Source organism: Streptomyces sp. NPDC111520 (genome assembly GCF_055635295.1).
Map to the genome: position 1 here is coordinate 207435 of NZ_JBVKBW010000008.1, position 14602 is coordinate 222036.

The following is a 14602-nucleotide window of genomic DNA, read 5'->3' on the forward strand; positions in this document are numbered from 1 at the left end:
ACGGGACGGGGCGAATGGGTTAGGCTTGCCTAACTTGATGCGAGGAGTGTGCTCATGGCAGACCGTCCGGTGCGCAGGAAGCCGCAGCTCAACCGCGCGCGGGTGCAGCACGTGGAACGGCTGTCCCCGCACATGATCCGCGTGGTGCTCGGCGGCGAGGGCCTGACGGGCTTCCCCGTCGGCGAGTACAGCGACCACTACATCAAACTGCTCTTCCCGGCCGAGGGCGTGCACTACCCCGAGCCCTTCGACATCCAGCGGATCCGCGCCGACTTCCCCCGCGAACAGTGGCCGCGCATCCGGACGTACACGGTGCGCCGGTGGGACGCCGAGACCCGCGAGCTGACGGTCGACTTCGTCCACCACGGCGACGAGGGCCTGGCCGGCCCGTGGGCCGCACGCGTCCGGCCCGGTGAGGAGGTCCTCTTCCTCGGCCCCGGCGGCGCCTACGCGCCCGACGCGGCCGCCGACTGGCATCTGCTCGTGGGTGACGAGAGCGCGCTGCCGGCGATCGCCGCCTCCTTGGAGCGGCTGCCCGAAGGGGCGCCCGCCCGGGTGTTCCTCGAGGTCTCCGGCCCGGAGGAGGAGCAGAAGCTCTCCACGCCCGGTGACGCCGAGATCGTCTGGGTCCACCGCGGCTCCGGCCGGGTGGGCGAGGCCCTGGTCCGGCTCGTGGCGGGGCTGGAGTTCCCGCCGGGCGACGTGCAGGCCTTCGTCCACGGCGAGGCGGGCTTCGTCAAGCAGCTCCGCCGTCTGCTGCGGGTCGAACTCGGCGTGCCGCGCGAGCGGCTGTCGATCTCGGGCTACTGGCGCACCGGGCACGACGAGGACGGCTGGCAGGCCTCCAAGCCGGAGTGGAACCGCCGCATCGAGGAGGAGCAGGAGAACCCGCCCCGGGCCCTGGCTTCCTGACGCACCGTCACCGTTTTACGACCCCGGTCCTGCCGTGAGCACGTGAGTGCCCCGAAGCGGGCGGCACCCGCGCGCACGGCCGCCTGCGCTGCCACACTGGCCCCATGGCCGCACCCGTACCCGAACCCTCCCCGCTCCCCGGCCTGATGACCGACGGGCAGCCGCCCGGGGAGCGTCCGCGTGTCCTCTGCGCCGACTGCCACCGGCCGCTGACCGCGCACGACGCCCGGCTGTGGGGCCGCGGCCGCGGCTGCCGCCGCAAGCACGGCCTCGGCACGGCCCCCCGCGTCGGACGCTTCGACGTCGAACAGGACCGCCTGCCGGGCACGTGAAGGCCCCCGCCCCACCGGACGGCACGGCGACCGCCTACGGTTCAGCCGTGCACCCCACGCCATGGAACCGCGTCGCCCCGGCCGTCATGCCCTCGCCGCCGCTCACCGCTACCGCAGGAGGCGGGAAGTGACGCCCCGTGGGGAACGCGCGGCCGGCGCGGTCGTCGGATCGGCCGTCGGCGACGCGCTCGGGGCGCCCTTCGAGTTCGGCCCGCCGGGCGCGTTCAGCGCCCGCTTCCCGGAGCCCGGCACGGGTCACGAGATGTGCGGAGGCGGCGGCTGGGACCCCGGGGAGGCCACCGACGACACGCAGATGGCGGTGCTCGTCGCCGACTCCCTGCTGGAACGGCGCACCCTCGACCTGCCCGACGTCTTCGCACGCTTCGTGCGCTGGGCGGCCGCGGACCCCAAGGACATCGGGCTGCAGACCGAGGCGGTCCTGCTCTCCGGGGACCCCTGGGACCTGGCGGCGGCGGTGCACTTCCAGACGAACCACCGGGCAGCCGGCAACGGCGCCCTGATGCGGGCCGCCCCCGCCGCCGTCCACTTCGCCGGACGGGGACGCGCGGTCTCCCTCCACGCGGCCCGCAGGCTGGCCGCCCTCACCCACGGCGACCGCGCCGCCTGGGAGGGCAGCGCGATCCTCCACGACCTCGTACGCGTCGCCCTCGACGGCGCCGACCCCGTCGCGCCCGCCGTCGTGGCCGACGCCCTGGCGCAGGTGCCCGAACCCTTCCACGAGCGGTGGGCGGCCGTCCTCGCGCCCGGCTGGCACCCGGACCTGGCCACCGAGTTCAACGGCGCCGTGTGGCCCTGCCTCGGTTCCGCGGTCTGGGCCGTGCGGACCACCGGTGACTTCGAGGCCGCACTGCGCGCGGCCGTCGACGTGGGCGGCGACACGGATACCGTCGCCGCCGTCACGGGCACCCTCGCCGGCGCGGTGTACGGCCTCACGGCCGTACCCGAACGCTGGACGGCTCCCCTGCACGTGCCGATGCCCGGCTCTCCGGGTCGTGTGCTGCGCCGGGCGGACCTGGTCGCCCTGGCGGTCCGGCTCGCCGGGGACTGAACGGACGGCCGCCGGGCCGCGTCAGTGCGCCGGAAGTGCCTCGGCGGCGCGGTGCAGGGCGGGCAGGGTGCCGTCCGGGCAGCCGGCGGCGCGCAGTGCCGCGTCGGCGGTCGCGGAGGCGAAGGCGGCGGGGTCGGGGACCGGGCCGTCACGCCGGATGAGGATCACGCCCTCGATGAGGCCGAAGACGAGGCCGGCGCGGACGGCCAGTTCGGCGGCGGGCAGCGCGGCGCCCGGGGTCGTCGCAGCCAGCAGGGCGGTGTACGCGGCCTTCAGTTCGTCCCGGACGGCACGGAAGCCGGCGAACCGCCCCGCACGGACCTCGGGAAGCAGGTAGAGGGCGCCGAGGTTGTGCGGGCCGTCGCAGAGCAGCGCGACGTCCGCCCGGCACAGCGCCCACAGCCGGGCCTCCGCGGGGGCGTCGGTGCGGGCGACGAGTGCGTGGGCGAGCTCCAGGGACGGGCGGACGGTGCCCTCCAGGAGCGCGGCGAGGAGGTCCTCCTTGCCGCCGAAGTAGTGGTACATCGAGGCCTGCCGCATCCCGGCGCGCTCGGCGACGGCGCGGGTCGTGGTGGCCGCGTAGCCCTGCGTGGTGAAGAGTTCGGCCGCGGCGGTCAGCAGTTCCTCGCGGGCGGTCATGCCGCTGTCCGGCCTCGCCTGCGCACGCGGGCGCCCGACGCGCCGTCCCGTGGTGCTCACGCCCCGATCCTCGCACAGGGCCCCGCTCGGGTCCGCGGACGACCGGACATCACGCCGGCGGAGATCGGTGCCGGGGAAGCTGTTACGGCGGACGCGCCGCCGACCGCGAGTAGGCGCGGTCACCGGCCATCTGCACCCGCGGACGGCAACGAGACCGCAACCGGACGAACAACCGGCCCCGCTCCGGCGCCTGAACTTCAGCCGCCCACCGGGCCGCACCCCGCCGACAACCCGCCTCCGCCCTCCCCGTCCGCAGCCGGCGCTGTGCGCCCGCAGGGCGCGAGACGCCGGGACAGCCGAACAACCGACCCCGACACCCGCACCCGCCGGGACCCCGCACCGGCGCCGGGCGCGCCCCGCGGGCGTCAGCCCACCGAGGAGTACGCCACGACGCCCCGCAGCAGCCCGTCGACAGCCTTGCGGGCGTTGCGCCGCACCGGGCTGCCCTCGGGCGCGGCGTCGGCGATCTGGCCGAGGACGTCGATGAGTTGCTTCGTCCAGCGCACGAAGTCGCCCGCGGGCATGTCGGCGTCGCGGAGCACCGCGTCCAGGCCGTGGCCGGAGGCCCAGCGGTGGGCCGCCCAGGCGAAGCCGAGGTCGGGCTCGCGCTGGCCGACGCCTTCGGCCTGGTTGATGCGGTGGTCCTCCTCCAGGGCGTCGAGGCGGCCCCAGATGCGGACCATCTCACCGAGCGCCTGCTTGGCGCTGCCCGACGGCAGCCGCGGCGGCAGGGCGTCGTCCGCGGAGCGGGACTCGTAGACCAGCGCGGAGGCGCAGGCGGCCAGGTCCGCGGGACCGAGGCCGTCCCAGACGCCGTCGCGGAGGCACTCGCTGGCCAGGAGGTCGAGCTCGCCGTAGAGCCGGGCCAGCCGGCGGCCGTCGGCGGTGACCTGGTCGGCCTCGAGGTAGCCGAGGTCGGTGAGCAGGGCGCAGATCCGGTCGAAGGTGCGGGCGATCGTGTTGGTGCGGCCCTCGATGCGGCGCTCGAGCTGCTTGGTGTCGCGCTGCAGCCGCTGGTAGCGCTCGGCCCAGCGGGCGTGGTCCTCGCGCTCGTCGCAGCCGTGGCAGGGGTGCGAGCGGATCTCGGTGCGCAGCCGGGCGATCTCGGTGTCGTCGGCGGCGGCCGAGCGCTGGCGGCGCTGCCGCTGCGGCGCGATGCCGGCCGTGCCGGCCTTGGAGCGCATGGCGGAGGCCAGGTCGCGCCGGGACTGGGGGCTGCGCGGGTTGAACGACTTGGGGATGCGCATCCGGTCCAGCGCCTCGACCGGCACCGGGAAGTCGATCTGCCCGAGCCGCTTGACCTGCCGCTCCGCGGTGAGCACCAGCGGCCGGGGGCCGTCGTGGTGGAACGGGTCGTGCCGGTTGTGGTGCCCGGGGCTGCGGCCGGCGGGCACGCCCGGGTCGAGGACGAGCGCCAGGCCCGCGAACTTGCCGGCCGGGACGTGGATGATGTCGCCGGGACGGAGCTTCTCCAGCGCCTCGGAGGCGGCCGCCCGTCGCTGGTTGGCGCCCTGCCGCGACAGGTCGGCTTCGCGGTCCTTCAGCTGTCTGCGCAGCGACATGTACTCGTCGAAGTCACCGAGGTGGCAGGTCATGGAGGCGCGGTAGCCGTCCAGGCCCTCCTCGTTGCGCTGCACCTGGCGGGAGATGCCGACCACCGAGCGGTCGGCCTGGAACTGTGCGAAGGAGGTCTCCAGCAGTTCCCGGGAGCGGTGCCGCCCGAACTGGCCGACGAGGTTGACGGCCATGTTGTACGAGGGCTTGAAGGAGGAGCGCAGCGGATAGGTGCGCGTGCCGGCCAGGCCCGCCAGGTGGACCGGGTCGAAGGCGCGCTGCCACAGCACGACCGCGTGGCCCTCGACGTCGATGCCGCGGCGTCCGGCACGGCCGGTGAGCTGGGTGTACTCGCCGGGGGTGACGTCGGCGTGGGCCTCGCCGTTCCACTTGACGAGCTTCTCCAGGACCACGGAGCGGGCCGGCATGTTGATGCCCAGTGCCAGCGTCTCGGTGGCGAAGACGGCCTTGACCAGGCCCTTCACGAAGAGTTCCTCGACGACTTCCTTGAAGGTCGGCAGCATGCCGGCGTGGTGCGCGGCGATGCCCCGCTCCAGGCCCTCCAGCCACTCGAAGTAGCCGAGGACGTTGAGGTCCTCGTCGGGGATGGACTTGGTGCGCTCCTCGACGATGGCGCGGACCTTGGCCCGGTTCTCGTCGTTGTTGAGCCGCAGGCCCGCGTAGAGGCACTGCTGCACCGCCGACTCGCAGCCGGCCCGGCTGAAGATGAACGTGATGGCGGGCAGCAGCCCTTCCGCGTCCAGCCGCTCGATGACCTCGACGCGGCTGGGCGTCCAGATCCGGCGCTGCTGGCGGCGCTCCCGCTCGCGGTCGGCCTCGCGCATCCTGCCGCCGCGCCGGTCGCGGCCGTTGAAGGCGCGCTGGTTCTCCGTCCGGGCCAGCCGCACCAGGTCGGGGTTGACGGCGCGCTGCGCCCCCGGGCCTGCGCCCTGCTTCTCCTCGAACAGGTCGTACATCCGGCGGCCCGCCAGGACGTGCTGCCACAGCGGCACCGGGCGGTGCTCGGACACGATCACCTGGGTGTCGCCGCGGACGGTGTCGAGCCAGTCGCCGAACTCCTCGGCGTTGGAGACGGTCGCGGAGAGCGAGACCAGGGTCACGGACTGCGGGAGGTGGATGATGACCTCCTCCCAGACCGCGCCGCGGAAGCGGTCGGAGAGGTAGTGCACCTCGTCCATGACCACGTAGCCGAGGCCGTCGAGCGCCTGGGAGCCCGCGTACAGCATGTTGCGGAGCACCTCGGTGGTCATGACCACGATCGGCGCGTCGCCGTTGACGCTGTTGTCGCCGGTCAGCAGGCCGACCCGCTCGGCGCCGTAGCGCTTGACGAGGTCGGTGAACTTCTGGTTCGACAGCGCCTTGATGGGGGTGGTGTAGAAGCACTTGCGGCCCTCGCCGAGGGCCAGGTGGACGGCGAACTCGCCCACGATGGTCTTGCCGGAGCCGGTGGGTGCCGCCACCAGCACGCCCTTGCCGTCCTCGAGGGCCCGGCAGGCCTCGATCTGGAAGGGGTCCAGCCCGAAGTCGTACAGCTCGCGGAAGCCCGCGAGAGCGGTGGCCTGCTCGGCGGCGCGGACCCGGGACGCCGCGTAACGCTCGGCGGGAGACATCTCGTCGTTCATCTTGAAAACGAGACTACCGGGCCGCACTGACAGTCGACATGATCTTTTTGCCGAAGCAAAACCCACGCGCGGGGGCCCGGGCGTGTCGCGCCCCGGGCGCCGCCCCGCACCACGCCGCGGGCACCGCGCCGCGCCCGCGCCCGCGTCCCGGACGGCTCAGATCATGCGGGCGATGTACTCCTCCACCAACGGGACCTTGAAGGCGTCCTTCACCCCGGCCAGACCGCCGGGCACCCCCTGCGCCGGCTTGACGATGTAGCTCTGGGTGGCGCTCGGCCGCCACGGGTCGGAGAAGTCGAGGGCCGGGCCGAGCCCGGGGTCGAACCCCTTCAGCCCGCGGTGGGCGGCGATGATGCCCAGCCTGCTGAGGTCCTTGGCCTCGCAGGCCGACTTCAGGTCCTGGACGGCGACGGCCATCGTGTTGTGCCCGGTCTCCAGCCCCTGGTCCAGCGGGGCCCCCGGGTAGCGGCGCCGGTACTCCGCGACGAGCTCGACGGCCTCGGGGGAGTCGCCGGTCATCGCCGGTGTGGGGGCGACGAGCTCCAGCATCTTCAGCAGCGCCGGGGCCGTGGGGGTCTTCAGCAGCTGCGGGTCGTAGCCGACCGCGCTGCCGAGGAACGGCACGTCGAGGCCGATCGCTGCGGCGGTGCCGACCGCCGAGGCGGTCTGCGGGGGGCTGGTGCTGATCAGGACCGCCTTCACGCCGGACTCGGCGAGTTCCTTCACCTGCTCGGACAGGTCCTCCTGGGTGGGTCCGACCTTCTTCTCCACGAGCACCATGCCGCGCCGCTCGGCGACGAACCTGGCCCCGCGCCGCGCGTTGCCGCCGTAGTCGCCGTCCAGGTAGAGGATGCCGATCCTGTCGTCCGGTCCGAAGCCCCGGGTGTCCGCCAGGTATTCGAAGCCGTTGACCATGTCGACGTCGTAGGTGGAGTTGATCGTCGTCAGGGCGGCCTGGCCGAGCAGGACCGAGGAGTAGCCCAGCGACGTCGTCATCAGGTCGTCGACCTCGATGCGGTCGAGCAGGGCGTTGATGATCGTCGAGCCGAGCAGCCCCGGCATCGCGGCGATCTTCGGCTCCATGCCGTTGTACTGGACGACGGCCGTCTCGACGTCGTAGCCGTGGTTGCGGACGAGCAGCTTGAGCTTGCGGCCGCACACCCCGCCCTTGGCGTTGACCTGGTCGACGTAGAGCTTCTCGGCCTGCAGCACGGAGCGGCCCAGGGAGCCGTACGGGCCGGACAGGTCCGTGAGGACGCCCAGGGTGATGGTGGAGTCGGTCACGCCCGGCCCGATCTTCACGCCGTGCGCGTCGACCGGGCCGTCGTCGGCGACGTTGCCGGTGTCCCCGCCGCAGGCCGTGAGGGCGCAGGCGAGGGCGGTGGTGAGGACGACGGTGGGCCTGAGGCGCTGTTTCCGGGTCACGGTGTGCTGGCTCCTGGAGGGTGGGACCGCGGGGGGCCGCCGCGGGCGCGGCCTGGGGCCATCGCCCGGGGCCGGTGATGCGGGAGCTCCATGGGAAGAGATGACGGCCGGTTCGGCGAGGGGTGGGGGCGTTTCTGGTCGCGGTTCCCAACGGCCCGGGCGCCGGGCTGTGCAGCGGCACCGCCCGCGCCGTCCCGTTCGGCCACGTGTTCGCTGATGTGAGGGTTCCGTCCGGATGTCGGTCACGTTTGCGTCACCTGTCTTCCGGGCCCGCCTACCAGCCGGTAGGAATGCCGGTGCGGTGCCCGCCGACCTCGGGGCTCCGCGTCCCGCGCCCGGAGAGCCGAGAGGAAGACCCGATGGCCAGGCCCGCGCCGACGCGTCCGGTGAGCACGGCGGCTGCCACGGGCGCCCCCGGGCAGGGCCACCACGAGGTGCTGAGGGCCGCCGCGTCGCAGGTGCGCGGGCAGGTGGGGCCGGTGGCGGAGCACATCGTCGAGCGGATCCGGGACCGGCACCCGGCCTACCGGGAGCCCGCGCTGGCCCCGGCCGGGTTCCTGGCGGAGACCGAGGGGTCGGTGGCCGCCGTCCTCGACTCGCTCGCCGATCCCGGGCGCTCGGCGGTGTCCGCCGAGTACCTGTCCTGGGTGGGGGAGCGCCGGGCCTGGCAGGGCTTCCCGCTCGAGCCGATGATGGGCGCCTGCCGTACGGCCGGGGACGCGCTGTGGCTCGCGCTGGTCCGGGCGGGGTCGGGCCAGGGTCCCGAGGGGACGCAGCTGATCGCCCGCGCGGCGGCGGAGGTCTGGGACCTGTTCGAGCGCGACAGCCGGCTGATGGCCGACGCCTATGTGCGGGCCCGCGGCGAGGTGACGTTCCACCGGCAGCGCGGCCGCAGGGCGCTGGAGGCCCTGCTCGCCGGGCGGCTGGACGCCCCGGGCCTCGCGGAGGCCGCGGACGCCCTCGGCCTGCCCGGGCACGGGCGCTTCGCGGTCGCCGTCGTCCGCGCCGCCGCCGGTGTCCGGCTGCCCGCACGTCCCCGCAGCGCGGTGCCCTCCCGGGTACGGGTGCACCGCGCGTCGCTCCCGGCCGGCGGCGAGGTGCTGCTCGCCGAGCTGGACGACCTGGCCGTCGGCGACTTCGCGGCGGCGCTGGAGGTGCCCCCCGGGACGCGGGCCGGACTGAGCCCGGAGGTGGACCGGCTGGGCGAGGTCGGGCACGCCAGGGAACTGGCCGAACTGGCGTTGCGCACCTGCACCCGGGACGGCGAGGTGGCCGTCCTCGACCGCCGCTACCCGGCCGGGCTCCTCGCCCGCCGCCCGGACGTGGCGAGCGAGGTCGCCGCCGGAGTGCTGGGCGGCCTGCGCGAGGCCGACGCCGCGGAGGCCACCGTGCTGCTGGAGACCCTGGAGGCGTGGGTGGAGGCGGGCGGCTCCGTCGAGCGGGCCTCGGCCGCCCTGTTCTGCCACGCCAACACCGTGCGCCGGCGGCTGCGGCGGGTGGAGGAGCTGACCGGCCGTTCCGTGGCGCGCCCGCGGGACGTGGTCCATCTGGCCCTCGCCCTGGACGCCGAGCGGATCCGCACGACGCACGACCCGGGAGCGGCCCGGTGACGGCGCGCCCGCAGGGGCAGGACGAGGCGGTGCGGGAACTGCTGCGGACGGCGGCGCTGCGCATGAAGGAGCAGGTCGGCGAGGTGTCGGAGCGGGTCATGGCCCGGCTGCACGCCGAGGTCCCCGGCTTTGTGGACCACGCCGACGATCCCGACTGCTCCCTGGACGGCTTCGCGAGGATGATCACCATGCACCTGGACCGGCTCGCCGACCCGGAGCGGGACGCCGACGCGGCCCGCTCCGTGCGCGAGGCCGGCCGGCGCCAGGCCGCGCGGGGCATGCCGCCGGAACTGCTGACGCACGTCTTCGCCGTGGGCGGCGCGGTCGTGTGGCAGGGGCTGGTCGACACCGTCGCCGCGCACCACCCCGCCGGCATCCCGCTCATGGTGCACGTCGCCCCGCGCATGTGGGGGTTCCGGGAGCGCACGACGGCGCTCCTGGCGGACGCCTACCGGGAGACCCTGGGCGAGGGCGGGGCCGCCGGCGGCGGGCAGGCCGTCCACGTGCTCGGCGCGCTGCTGGACGGACGCACCGACAGCCTCGGCGTGCGCGCGGCGGCCCAGGCCCTGGGCGTGCCGGGCGACGGCCGCTTCGTCGTCGCGGTCACCAGCGTGCGGGCCTCGGCCTCCGGCACACCGGGCGACGACGCCTTCCCGGTGGGCGCCGGCAGCCGGGTGCTGCGGGTGCCCCGCGGCAGGGGCGAGGTCCTGGTCGTCCTGCTCGGCGACCGCTCCCCCGGGGCGCTCGCCGCGCTCCTGGGCGCGGTCCCCGGACTGCGGGCGGGCGTCAGCCCGGTCGTACGCGGCCTGGCCGAGCTGCGCCGGGCACTGACGCTCGCCGAACTGGCCCTGCCCACGTGTGCCTCCGACGGCGAGGTGGCGCTGTGGGAGGAGCGGATGCCGACGGTGGTGGCCGCCGCGGACCGGCGGCTCGCCGGCGAACTGGCCGAGCGCGTCCTCGGCCCGCTGCGGGAGCTCACCGACGAGGAACGCGAGTCCCTGCTGGGCACCTTCGCCACCTGGATGGAGTGCGACGGCTCGCCCCGCGCTGCCGCCGCACGCATGGACTGCCACCGCAACACGGTCCTCAACCGCCTGCGCCGTCTCGAACTGCTCACCGGCCGCCGCCTCACCCGCCCCCGCGAACTGGTCGACCTCGCCCTCGCCGTCGACGCGTTCCGCTCCGCTCCCGCGGCCTGAGCGGCCGGGCCGACGGTGCCGCCCCCGCTACCGGGGCGTCAGCAGCCGCAGGGCCCGCGGGACGGTCCGCGCGGTCAGCGGCAGGGGGCCGAGGGGCTCACCGTCGGCGTAGCCGGTGACGCCCTCGGCGGCCAGGGTGACCGCGGCCGCCCGGTGCACGGTCACCACGGGGTGGGAGAGGTGGGTGCCCCGGTAGACCCGGGGGAAGACCCGCAGCAGCGTGCTGCGGCTGCACGGCCCGACCACGCAGACGTCGAAGCACCCGTCGTCGAGTTCGGCGCCGGCGCAGATCCGCATGCCGCCGCCGTACGAGGTGCCGTTGCCGACGGCGACGAGGGTGGCCTCGACCTCCGTCTCGGTGCCGTCGTCGAGGGTGATCCGGTACGGGACGGGGCGCAGCGCGGCCAGTTCCGCGAGCATCGCCACGTCGTAGCGGAGCCGCCCGCTGGGCCAGCGCATCCGGTTGCCGCGGTCGTTGACGCGGGAGTCGAAGCCGGAGGCGAGGACCGTGCCGAACCACCGGTCGCCGACGCGGCCGAGGTCGATCTCGCGGACGGACCCCTGCGTCAGCGCCCGGGCGACGGCCTCCCCGGCGACGGCGGGCTCGCGTACCGGCAGCCCGGTCGCCCGGGCGAAGTCGTTGCCGGTGCCGACGGCGACGACGCCCAGCGGCGTTCCGGTGCCGGCCACGGCCTGCAGGGCGAGCGACACCATGCCGTCACCGCCCACCGCGACCAGTGCCCCGGTGCCCTCGGCGACGGCCTCGCGGGCTCGCGCGAGGGCGTCCGCCGCGTCGGTGCCGACGACGGTGCCCACGCCGAAGCCCGCCCGGCGCAGTGCGTCGGCGGCCGGTCCCGCGGCAAGGGCGCCCCGTCCGCGGCCGGCGGTGGGGTTGGCGACGATGGTGATCTCGCTGGTCACGCGCGGACCCTACCGTGCGGTAGCCGGAGCGTCGAGATCACCGGCGCCCCTTCTTCCGGAGGGGCCGCCGGCGCCGCCGGACGCCCGCGCCGTACGACGACGGGGCCCCGCCCGGAGGTCCGGGCAGGGCCCCGCCGGGGGCCGCGCGGTGTCAGGTCGCGTCGTCGAAGTCGCCGGAGCGGCGTCCGTCCTCGACGGGCCCTGCCTGCTCGGGCACGGAGGCCGAGACGCGCTCGCCGGGGCCGATCGGCTCCGGTGTGAGGTCCAGCTCGGAGGCCTCGTCGTCGGAGAGCCCGGCGTCGGGGTTGCGCCAGCGCCGGCGGCGGTCGTTCAGCAGGGAGAACGCGACCGCGCCGAAGTAGAGGACGACGATGGGGCCGGACAGGGCGATCATGCTGACCGGGTCAGTGGTCGGCGTCGCGACGGCGCCGAAGACGAAGACGCCCATGACCACGGCGCGCCACCAGCCCGCCATGCGGCGGCCGGTGACCATGCCGACCATGTTCAGCATGACCAGCAGCAGGGGGAGTTCGAAGGCGAGGCCGAAGACCAGCACCATGCGGATGGTGAAGTCCAGTACGCCGTCCAGCTTCAGCAGGTTGGACGAGCCCTCGGGCGTGAAGCTGATCAGCACCTTGATGCTGACCGGCATGATCTTGTAGGCAAGGAAGGCGCCGCCCAGGAAGAGCGGGAGCGCCGCACCCACGAACGCGTAGGTGTACTTGCGCTCGTGACGGTGCAGGCCGGGGGCGATGAACGCCCACAGCTGGTACAGCCAGACCGGGCTGGCGCCGATGACGCCGGCCATGAAGCAGACCTGCATCGTGAGCGCGAACGGCGCCGTCAGCGAGTCGAACGTGACGATGGCGCAGTTGCCGCCGCTGCTGACGATCCCGGGACCGCACTTGGGCACCGGGGAGGCCAGGAACTCCAGGAGTTGCTGGCTGTAGAACGCGGCCACGATCGCCACCACGACGATCGCGAGCACGCTCTTGGTGAGCCGGTTGCGCAGCTCGCGCAGGTGCTCCACGAGCGGCATGCGCCCCTCGGGGTCCTTCGACGGCTTACTGCGGGCAGACTTGAGCAACCCAGGTCCTCATCTCACGCGGTGGCCGGCGTCCCCGCCGGCGGCCCGTACCTGTGCCGTCGTGTCAGCTCTGCGTCTGGCGCGGCTGCTGGGGCTCGGAGACCGGACGCGCGCTGTTGACGTCACCGGGCGCGGCCTGGATGGTCCTCGGCGCGGCCTGCGCGTCGGTGGGAGCGTCGGCCTGCGCCGGCGCCTGCGGGGCGGCGGCGTCGTCCGACTTCATCGCCTTCGCCTCGCTCTTCAGGATGCGCATCGACTTGCCCAGGCCGCGGGCCATGTCGGGGAGACGCTTGGCCCCGAACAGCAGCAGAACGACGACAAGGATGAGGATGATCTCAGGGGCGCCGAGCCTGCCGAACATAAGCTTTACCTTCTCACCGAGGCGGCATGGGTTCTTGAGCAGCGAACCCCGGGTCCGTGGACACGGTGTCCGCTCTGGCAGCGATCGTAACGTGCAGGGGTAAACGCCTGGCAATCCCCCGGCGTCGTTGCCGTTGCCGCCCCCGCCGCGCTCTCCCGGGGCAACCTCAGCAGCGTACCTTCCTGGACGGGGAACGACGAGGGTGCGCCGGACAGCGCTTACCCGGCGTTTCCCGGCGCCGGCGCCGGGGCGGTACGGCCGGGGACGGACGCTGCCCGGCCGGACGCCGCCCCCGGCGGGGCCGTGCTCAGCGGGACAGGTCGCCGGCGCCGCGCGCCAGCGGCTCCGCGGCGCGCCGCAGGTCCTCGGAGGCACGCAGCAGGCGGTCGCTGCTGCGCCCCACCTGCCGGGCGAGGCCGCGCACCTCGGCGTACACGCGGAGGGCGAGGACGCCGAGCACGAGCAGTCCGGCGGTCGCGAGGCCGACATACAGGTAGAGCCACCACATGGCAGCCGAGCGTAGCGGTTCAGCCGGTGTGCAGCCGCATCGTGCGGACGCCGCCGTCGGTGAGCAGCTCCACGATGCGGTCGCCGGCCGGCTTGCGCACGGAGGCGCCGCAGTCGGGGCAGGTGAAGGAGTAGAAGGTCGTGCGGTGGCTGCCGCCGATGGCCAGCCGCAGGGCGTCGGCGGACAGCTCGAAGCTGGTCCGGCACTCAGGGCAGGAGGCCCGGAAGATCACCTCGGGCGGTTCCGCGGCGGGGTCGCCGGCCCGGCCGACCGCACCGAGGGTGTCCAGGATGTCGAGGTCGTCCACGCGGGCGCCCCTCACTCGCCGTAGGCCGCGAGGGCCCGGGCGGCGGCGTCCCGGGCGCTGCCGGCGAGGTCGGCCGGGGACACGATGCGGCCGTCGCGGCCGAGCCGCAGCGCGAGACGGCGCAGCGAGCCCGGGTCGGGGGTGCGCAGGGTGATCCGCAGCCCGCCGTCGGGGAGTTCCTCGGCGAGGTCGTGCGGGTAGTACTCGGCCACCCACCGGCCGCCGGGGCCGACCTCGACGACGACCTCCGGGTCGTCGCCGGCCGGTTGCACCAGGCCCTGGGACAGGTCCCGCGGCTCGACCCGCGGCGGGTCGCTGGGCTGGTCCAGCAGCCGGATCTCGGCGACCCGGTCGAGCCGGAAGGTGCGCCGGTCCTCCGACAGGTAGCACCAGCCCTCGAAATAGGTGTGGCCGACCGCGAACAGGCGGATCGGGTCGACCTCGCGCTCGGTGAGCTCGTCGCGGGACGGCGAGTAGTAGCGGATCCACAGCCGGCGCCGCTCCGCGATGGCGCGGTCGACGTCGGCGAAGACGCTGCCCTCGGACTCGAAGGTCACCGACAGCCGGGAGGACGCTCCGGCGGCCTCGCCGGCCGCGCCCTCGATCTTGGCGGTGGCGCGCAGCAGCGCCTGCCGGTCGCTCTCGCGCAGTCCCGGCAGGTTGGCGACGGCGCGGGCGGCGACCAGCAGCGCGGCGGCCTCGTCGGCGGCCAGCCGCAGGGGCTGGGCGACGTCGTCCACGTTGTGCCACCAGATCCGCTCGCCGTCGGTGTCGATGTCGAGCAGGTCGCCGCCCCGGAAGCTCGTGCCGCACAGCGGCAGCACGTTCAGGTCGCCGATCAGCTCGGCCTCGGTGACACCGAACGCGCGGGCCACGTCGCTCACGCGGGCGCCGGGGCGCTCCCGCAGGTACGTGACCAGCGACAGCATCCGGCGTGTCTGGTCGATCGCGTTGGCCATCTCTCCGTACTCCCCC

General features: G+C 74.7%; 14 protein-coding genes. 5 read left to right on the top strand and 9 right to left on the bottom strand.

Translation table 11 applies throughout. The annotated features are described in order from the left end of the window. Positions 1-54: 54 nt before the first annotated feature. From ACZ7MY_RS20920 to ACZ7MY_RS20930, 3 genes are all read left to right on the top strand, one after another. On the top strand, positions 55-912 hold the full coding sequence (locus tag ACZ7MY_RS20920; protein WP_499603523.1) for a siderophore-interacting protein: 858 nt from the start codon (positions 55-57) through the stop codon (positions 910-912). A 104-nt stretch (positions 913-1016) separates the two neighbouring features. Further along, complete coding sequence (locus tag ACZ7MY_RS20925) at positions 1017-1244, top strand: DUF6011 domain-containing protein (protein ID WP_499603525.1); 228 nt, start codon at positions 1017-1019, stop codon at positions 1242-1244. Positions 1245-1371: 127 nt separating this feature from the next. Continuing rightward, entirely contained in the window at positions 1372-2313 is a 942-nt protein-coding gene (locus tag ACZ7MY_RS20930; protein ID WP_499603527.1) for an ADP-ribosylglycohydrolase family protein, read from the top strand. Between the two features lie 21 nt (positions 2314-2334). Here the strand turns inward: ACZ7MY_RS20930 and ACZ7MY_RS20935 are convergent, their stop codons facing one another. The 3 genes from ACZ7MY_RS20935 to ACZ7MY_RS20945 all read right to left on the bottom strand — a co-directional run bounded on the left by ACZ7MY_RS20935 (position 2335) and on the right by ACZ7MY_RS20945 (position 7634). Further along, positions 2335-3012, bottom strand: coding sequence for a TetR/AcrR family transcriptional regulator (locus tag ACZ7MY_RS20935; protein ID WP_499603529.1), 678 nt, complete (start codon positions 3010-3012; stop codon positions 2335-2337). Positions 3013-3377: 365 nt separating this feature from the next. Further along, the gene (locus ACZ7MY_RS20940; protein ID WP_499603531.1) at positions 3378-6209 is read right to left on the bottom strand and encodes a DEAD/DEAH box helicase; all 2832 of its coding nucleotides are present in this window, start codon (positions 6207-6209) and stop codon (positions 3378-3380) included. Between the two features lie 156 nt (positions 6210-6365). After that, positions 6366-7634, bottom strand: a complete 1269-nt coding sequence (locus ACZ7MY_RS20945; RefSeq protein ID WP_499603533.1) for an ABC transporter substrate-binding protein — start codon at positions 7632-7634, stop codon at positions 6366-6368. Between the two features lie 359 nt (positions 7635-7993). Here ACZ7MY_RS20945 and ACZ7MY_RS20950 point away from each other — a divergent pair, with 359 nt between their 5' ends. Continuing rightward, positions 7994-9244, top strand: coding sequence for a helix-turn-helix domain-containing protein (locus ACZ7MY_RS20950; RefSeq protein ID WP_499603534.1), 1251 nt, complete (start codon positions 7994-7996; stop codon positions 9242-9244). After that, positions 9241-10443: a PucR family transcriptional regulator gene (locus ACZ7MY_RS20955; RefSeq protein ID WP_499603536.1), complete on the top strand. Its 1203-nt coding sequence runs from the start codon at positions 9241-9243 to the stop codon at positions 10441-10443. The genes ACZ7MY_RS20950 and ACZ7MY_RS20955 overlap by 4 nt, the downstream gene beginning before the upstream one ends. Before the next feature lie 27 nt (positions 10444-10470). On the opposite strand, the gene ACZ7MY_RS20960 is transcribed toward ACZ7MY_RS20955, so the two are convergent. The 6 genes from ACZ7MY_RS20960 to ACZ7MY_RS20985 all read right to left on the bottom strand — a co-directional run bounded on the left by ACZ7MY_RS20960 (position 10471) and on the right by ACZ7MY_RS20985 (position 14586). Continuing rightward, complete coding sequence (locus ACZ7MY_RS20960) at positions 10471-11364, bottom strand: diacylglycerol kinase (protein ID WP_499603537.1); 894 nt, start codon at positions 11362-11364, stop codon at positions 10471-10473. Positions 11365-11515: 151 nt separating this feature from the next. Beyond that, positions 11516-12403 (bottom strand): twin-arginine translocase subunit TatC, encoded by an 888-nt coding sequence (tatC, locus tag ACZ7MY_RS20965; RefSeq protein ID WP_499603539.1) that lies wholly within the window; start codon positions 12401-12403, stop codon positions 11516-11518. A 112-nt stretch (positions 12404-12515) separates the two neighbouring features. Further along, on the bottom strand, positions 12516-12812 hold the full coding sequence (gene tatA, locus ACZ7MY_RS20970; RefSeq protein ID WP_499603541.1) for a Sec-independent protein translocase subunit TatA: 297 nt from the start codon (positions 12810-12812) through the stop codon (positions 12516-12518). 307 nt (positions 12813-13119) lie between these two features. Then, positions 13120-13320 (bottom strand): hypothetical protein, encoded by a 201-nt coding sequence (locus tag ACZ7MY_RS20975; RefSeq protein WP_499603542.1) that lies wholly within the window; start codon positions 13318-13320, stop codon positions 13120-13122. Positions 13321-13339: 19 nt separating this feature from the next. Beyond that, positions 13340-13612: a hypothetical protein gene (locus ACZ7MY_RS20980; RefSeq protein ID WP_499603894.1), complete on the bottom strand. Its 273-nt coding sequence runs from the start codon at positions 13610-13612 to the stop codon at positions 13340-13342. 26 nt (positions 13613-13638) lie between these two features. Next, on the bottom strand, positions 13639-14586 hold the full coding sequence (locus ACZ7MY_RS20985; protein WP_499603544.1) for a helix-turn-helix transcriptional regulator: 948 nt from the start codon (positions 14584-14586) through the stop codon (positions 13639-13641). Between the last annotated feature and the right edge of the window lie 16 nt (positions 14587-14602).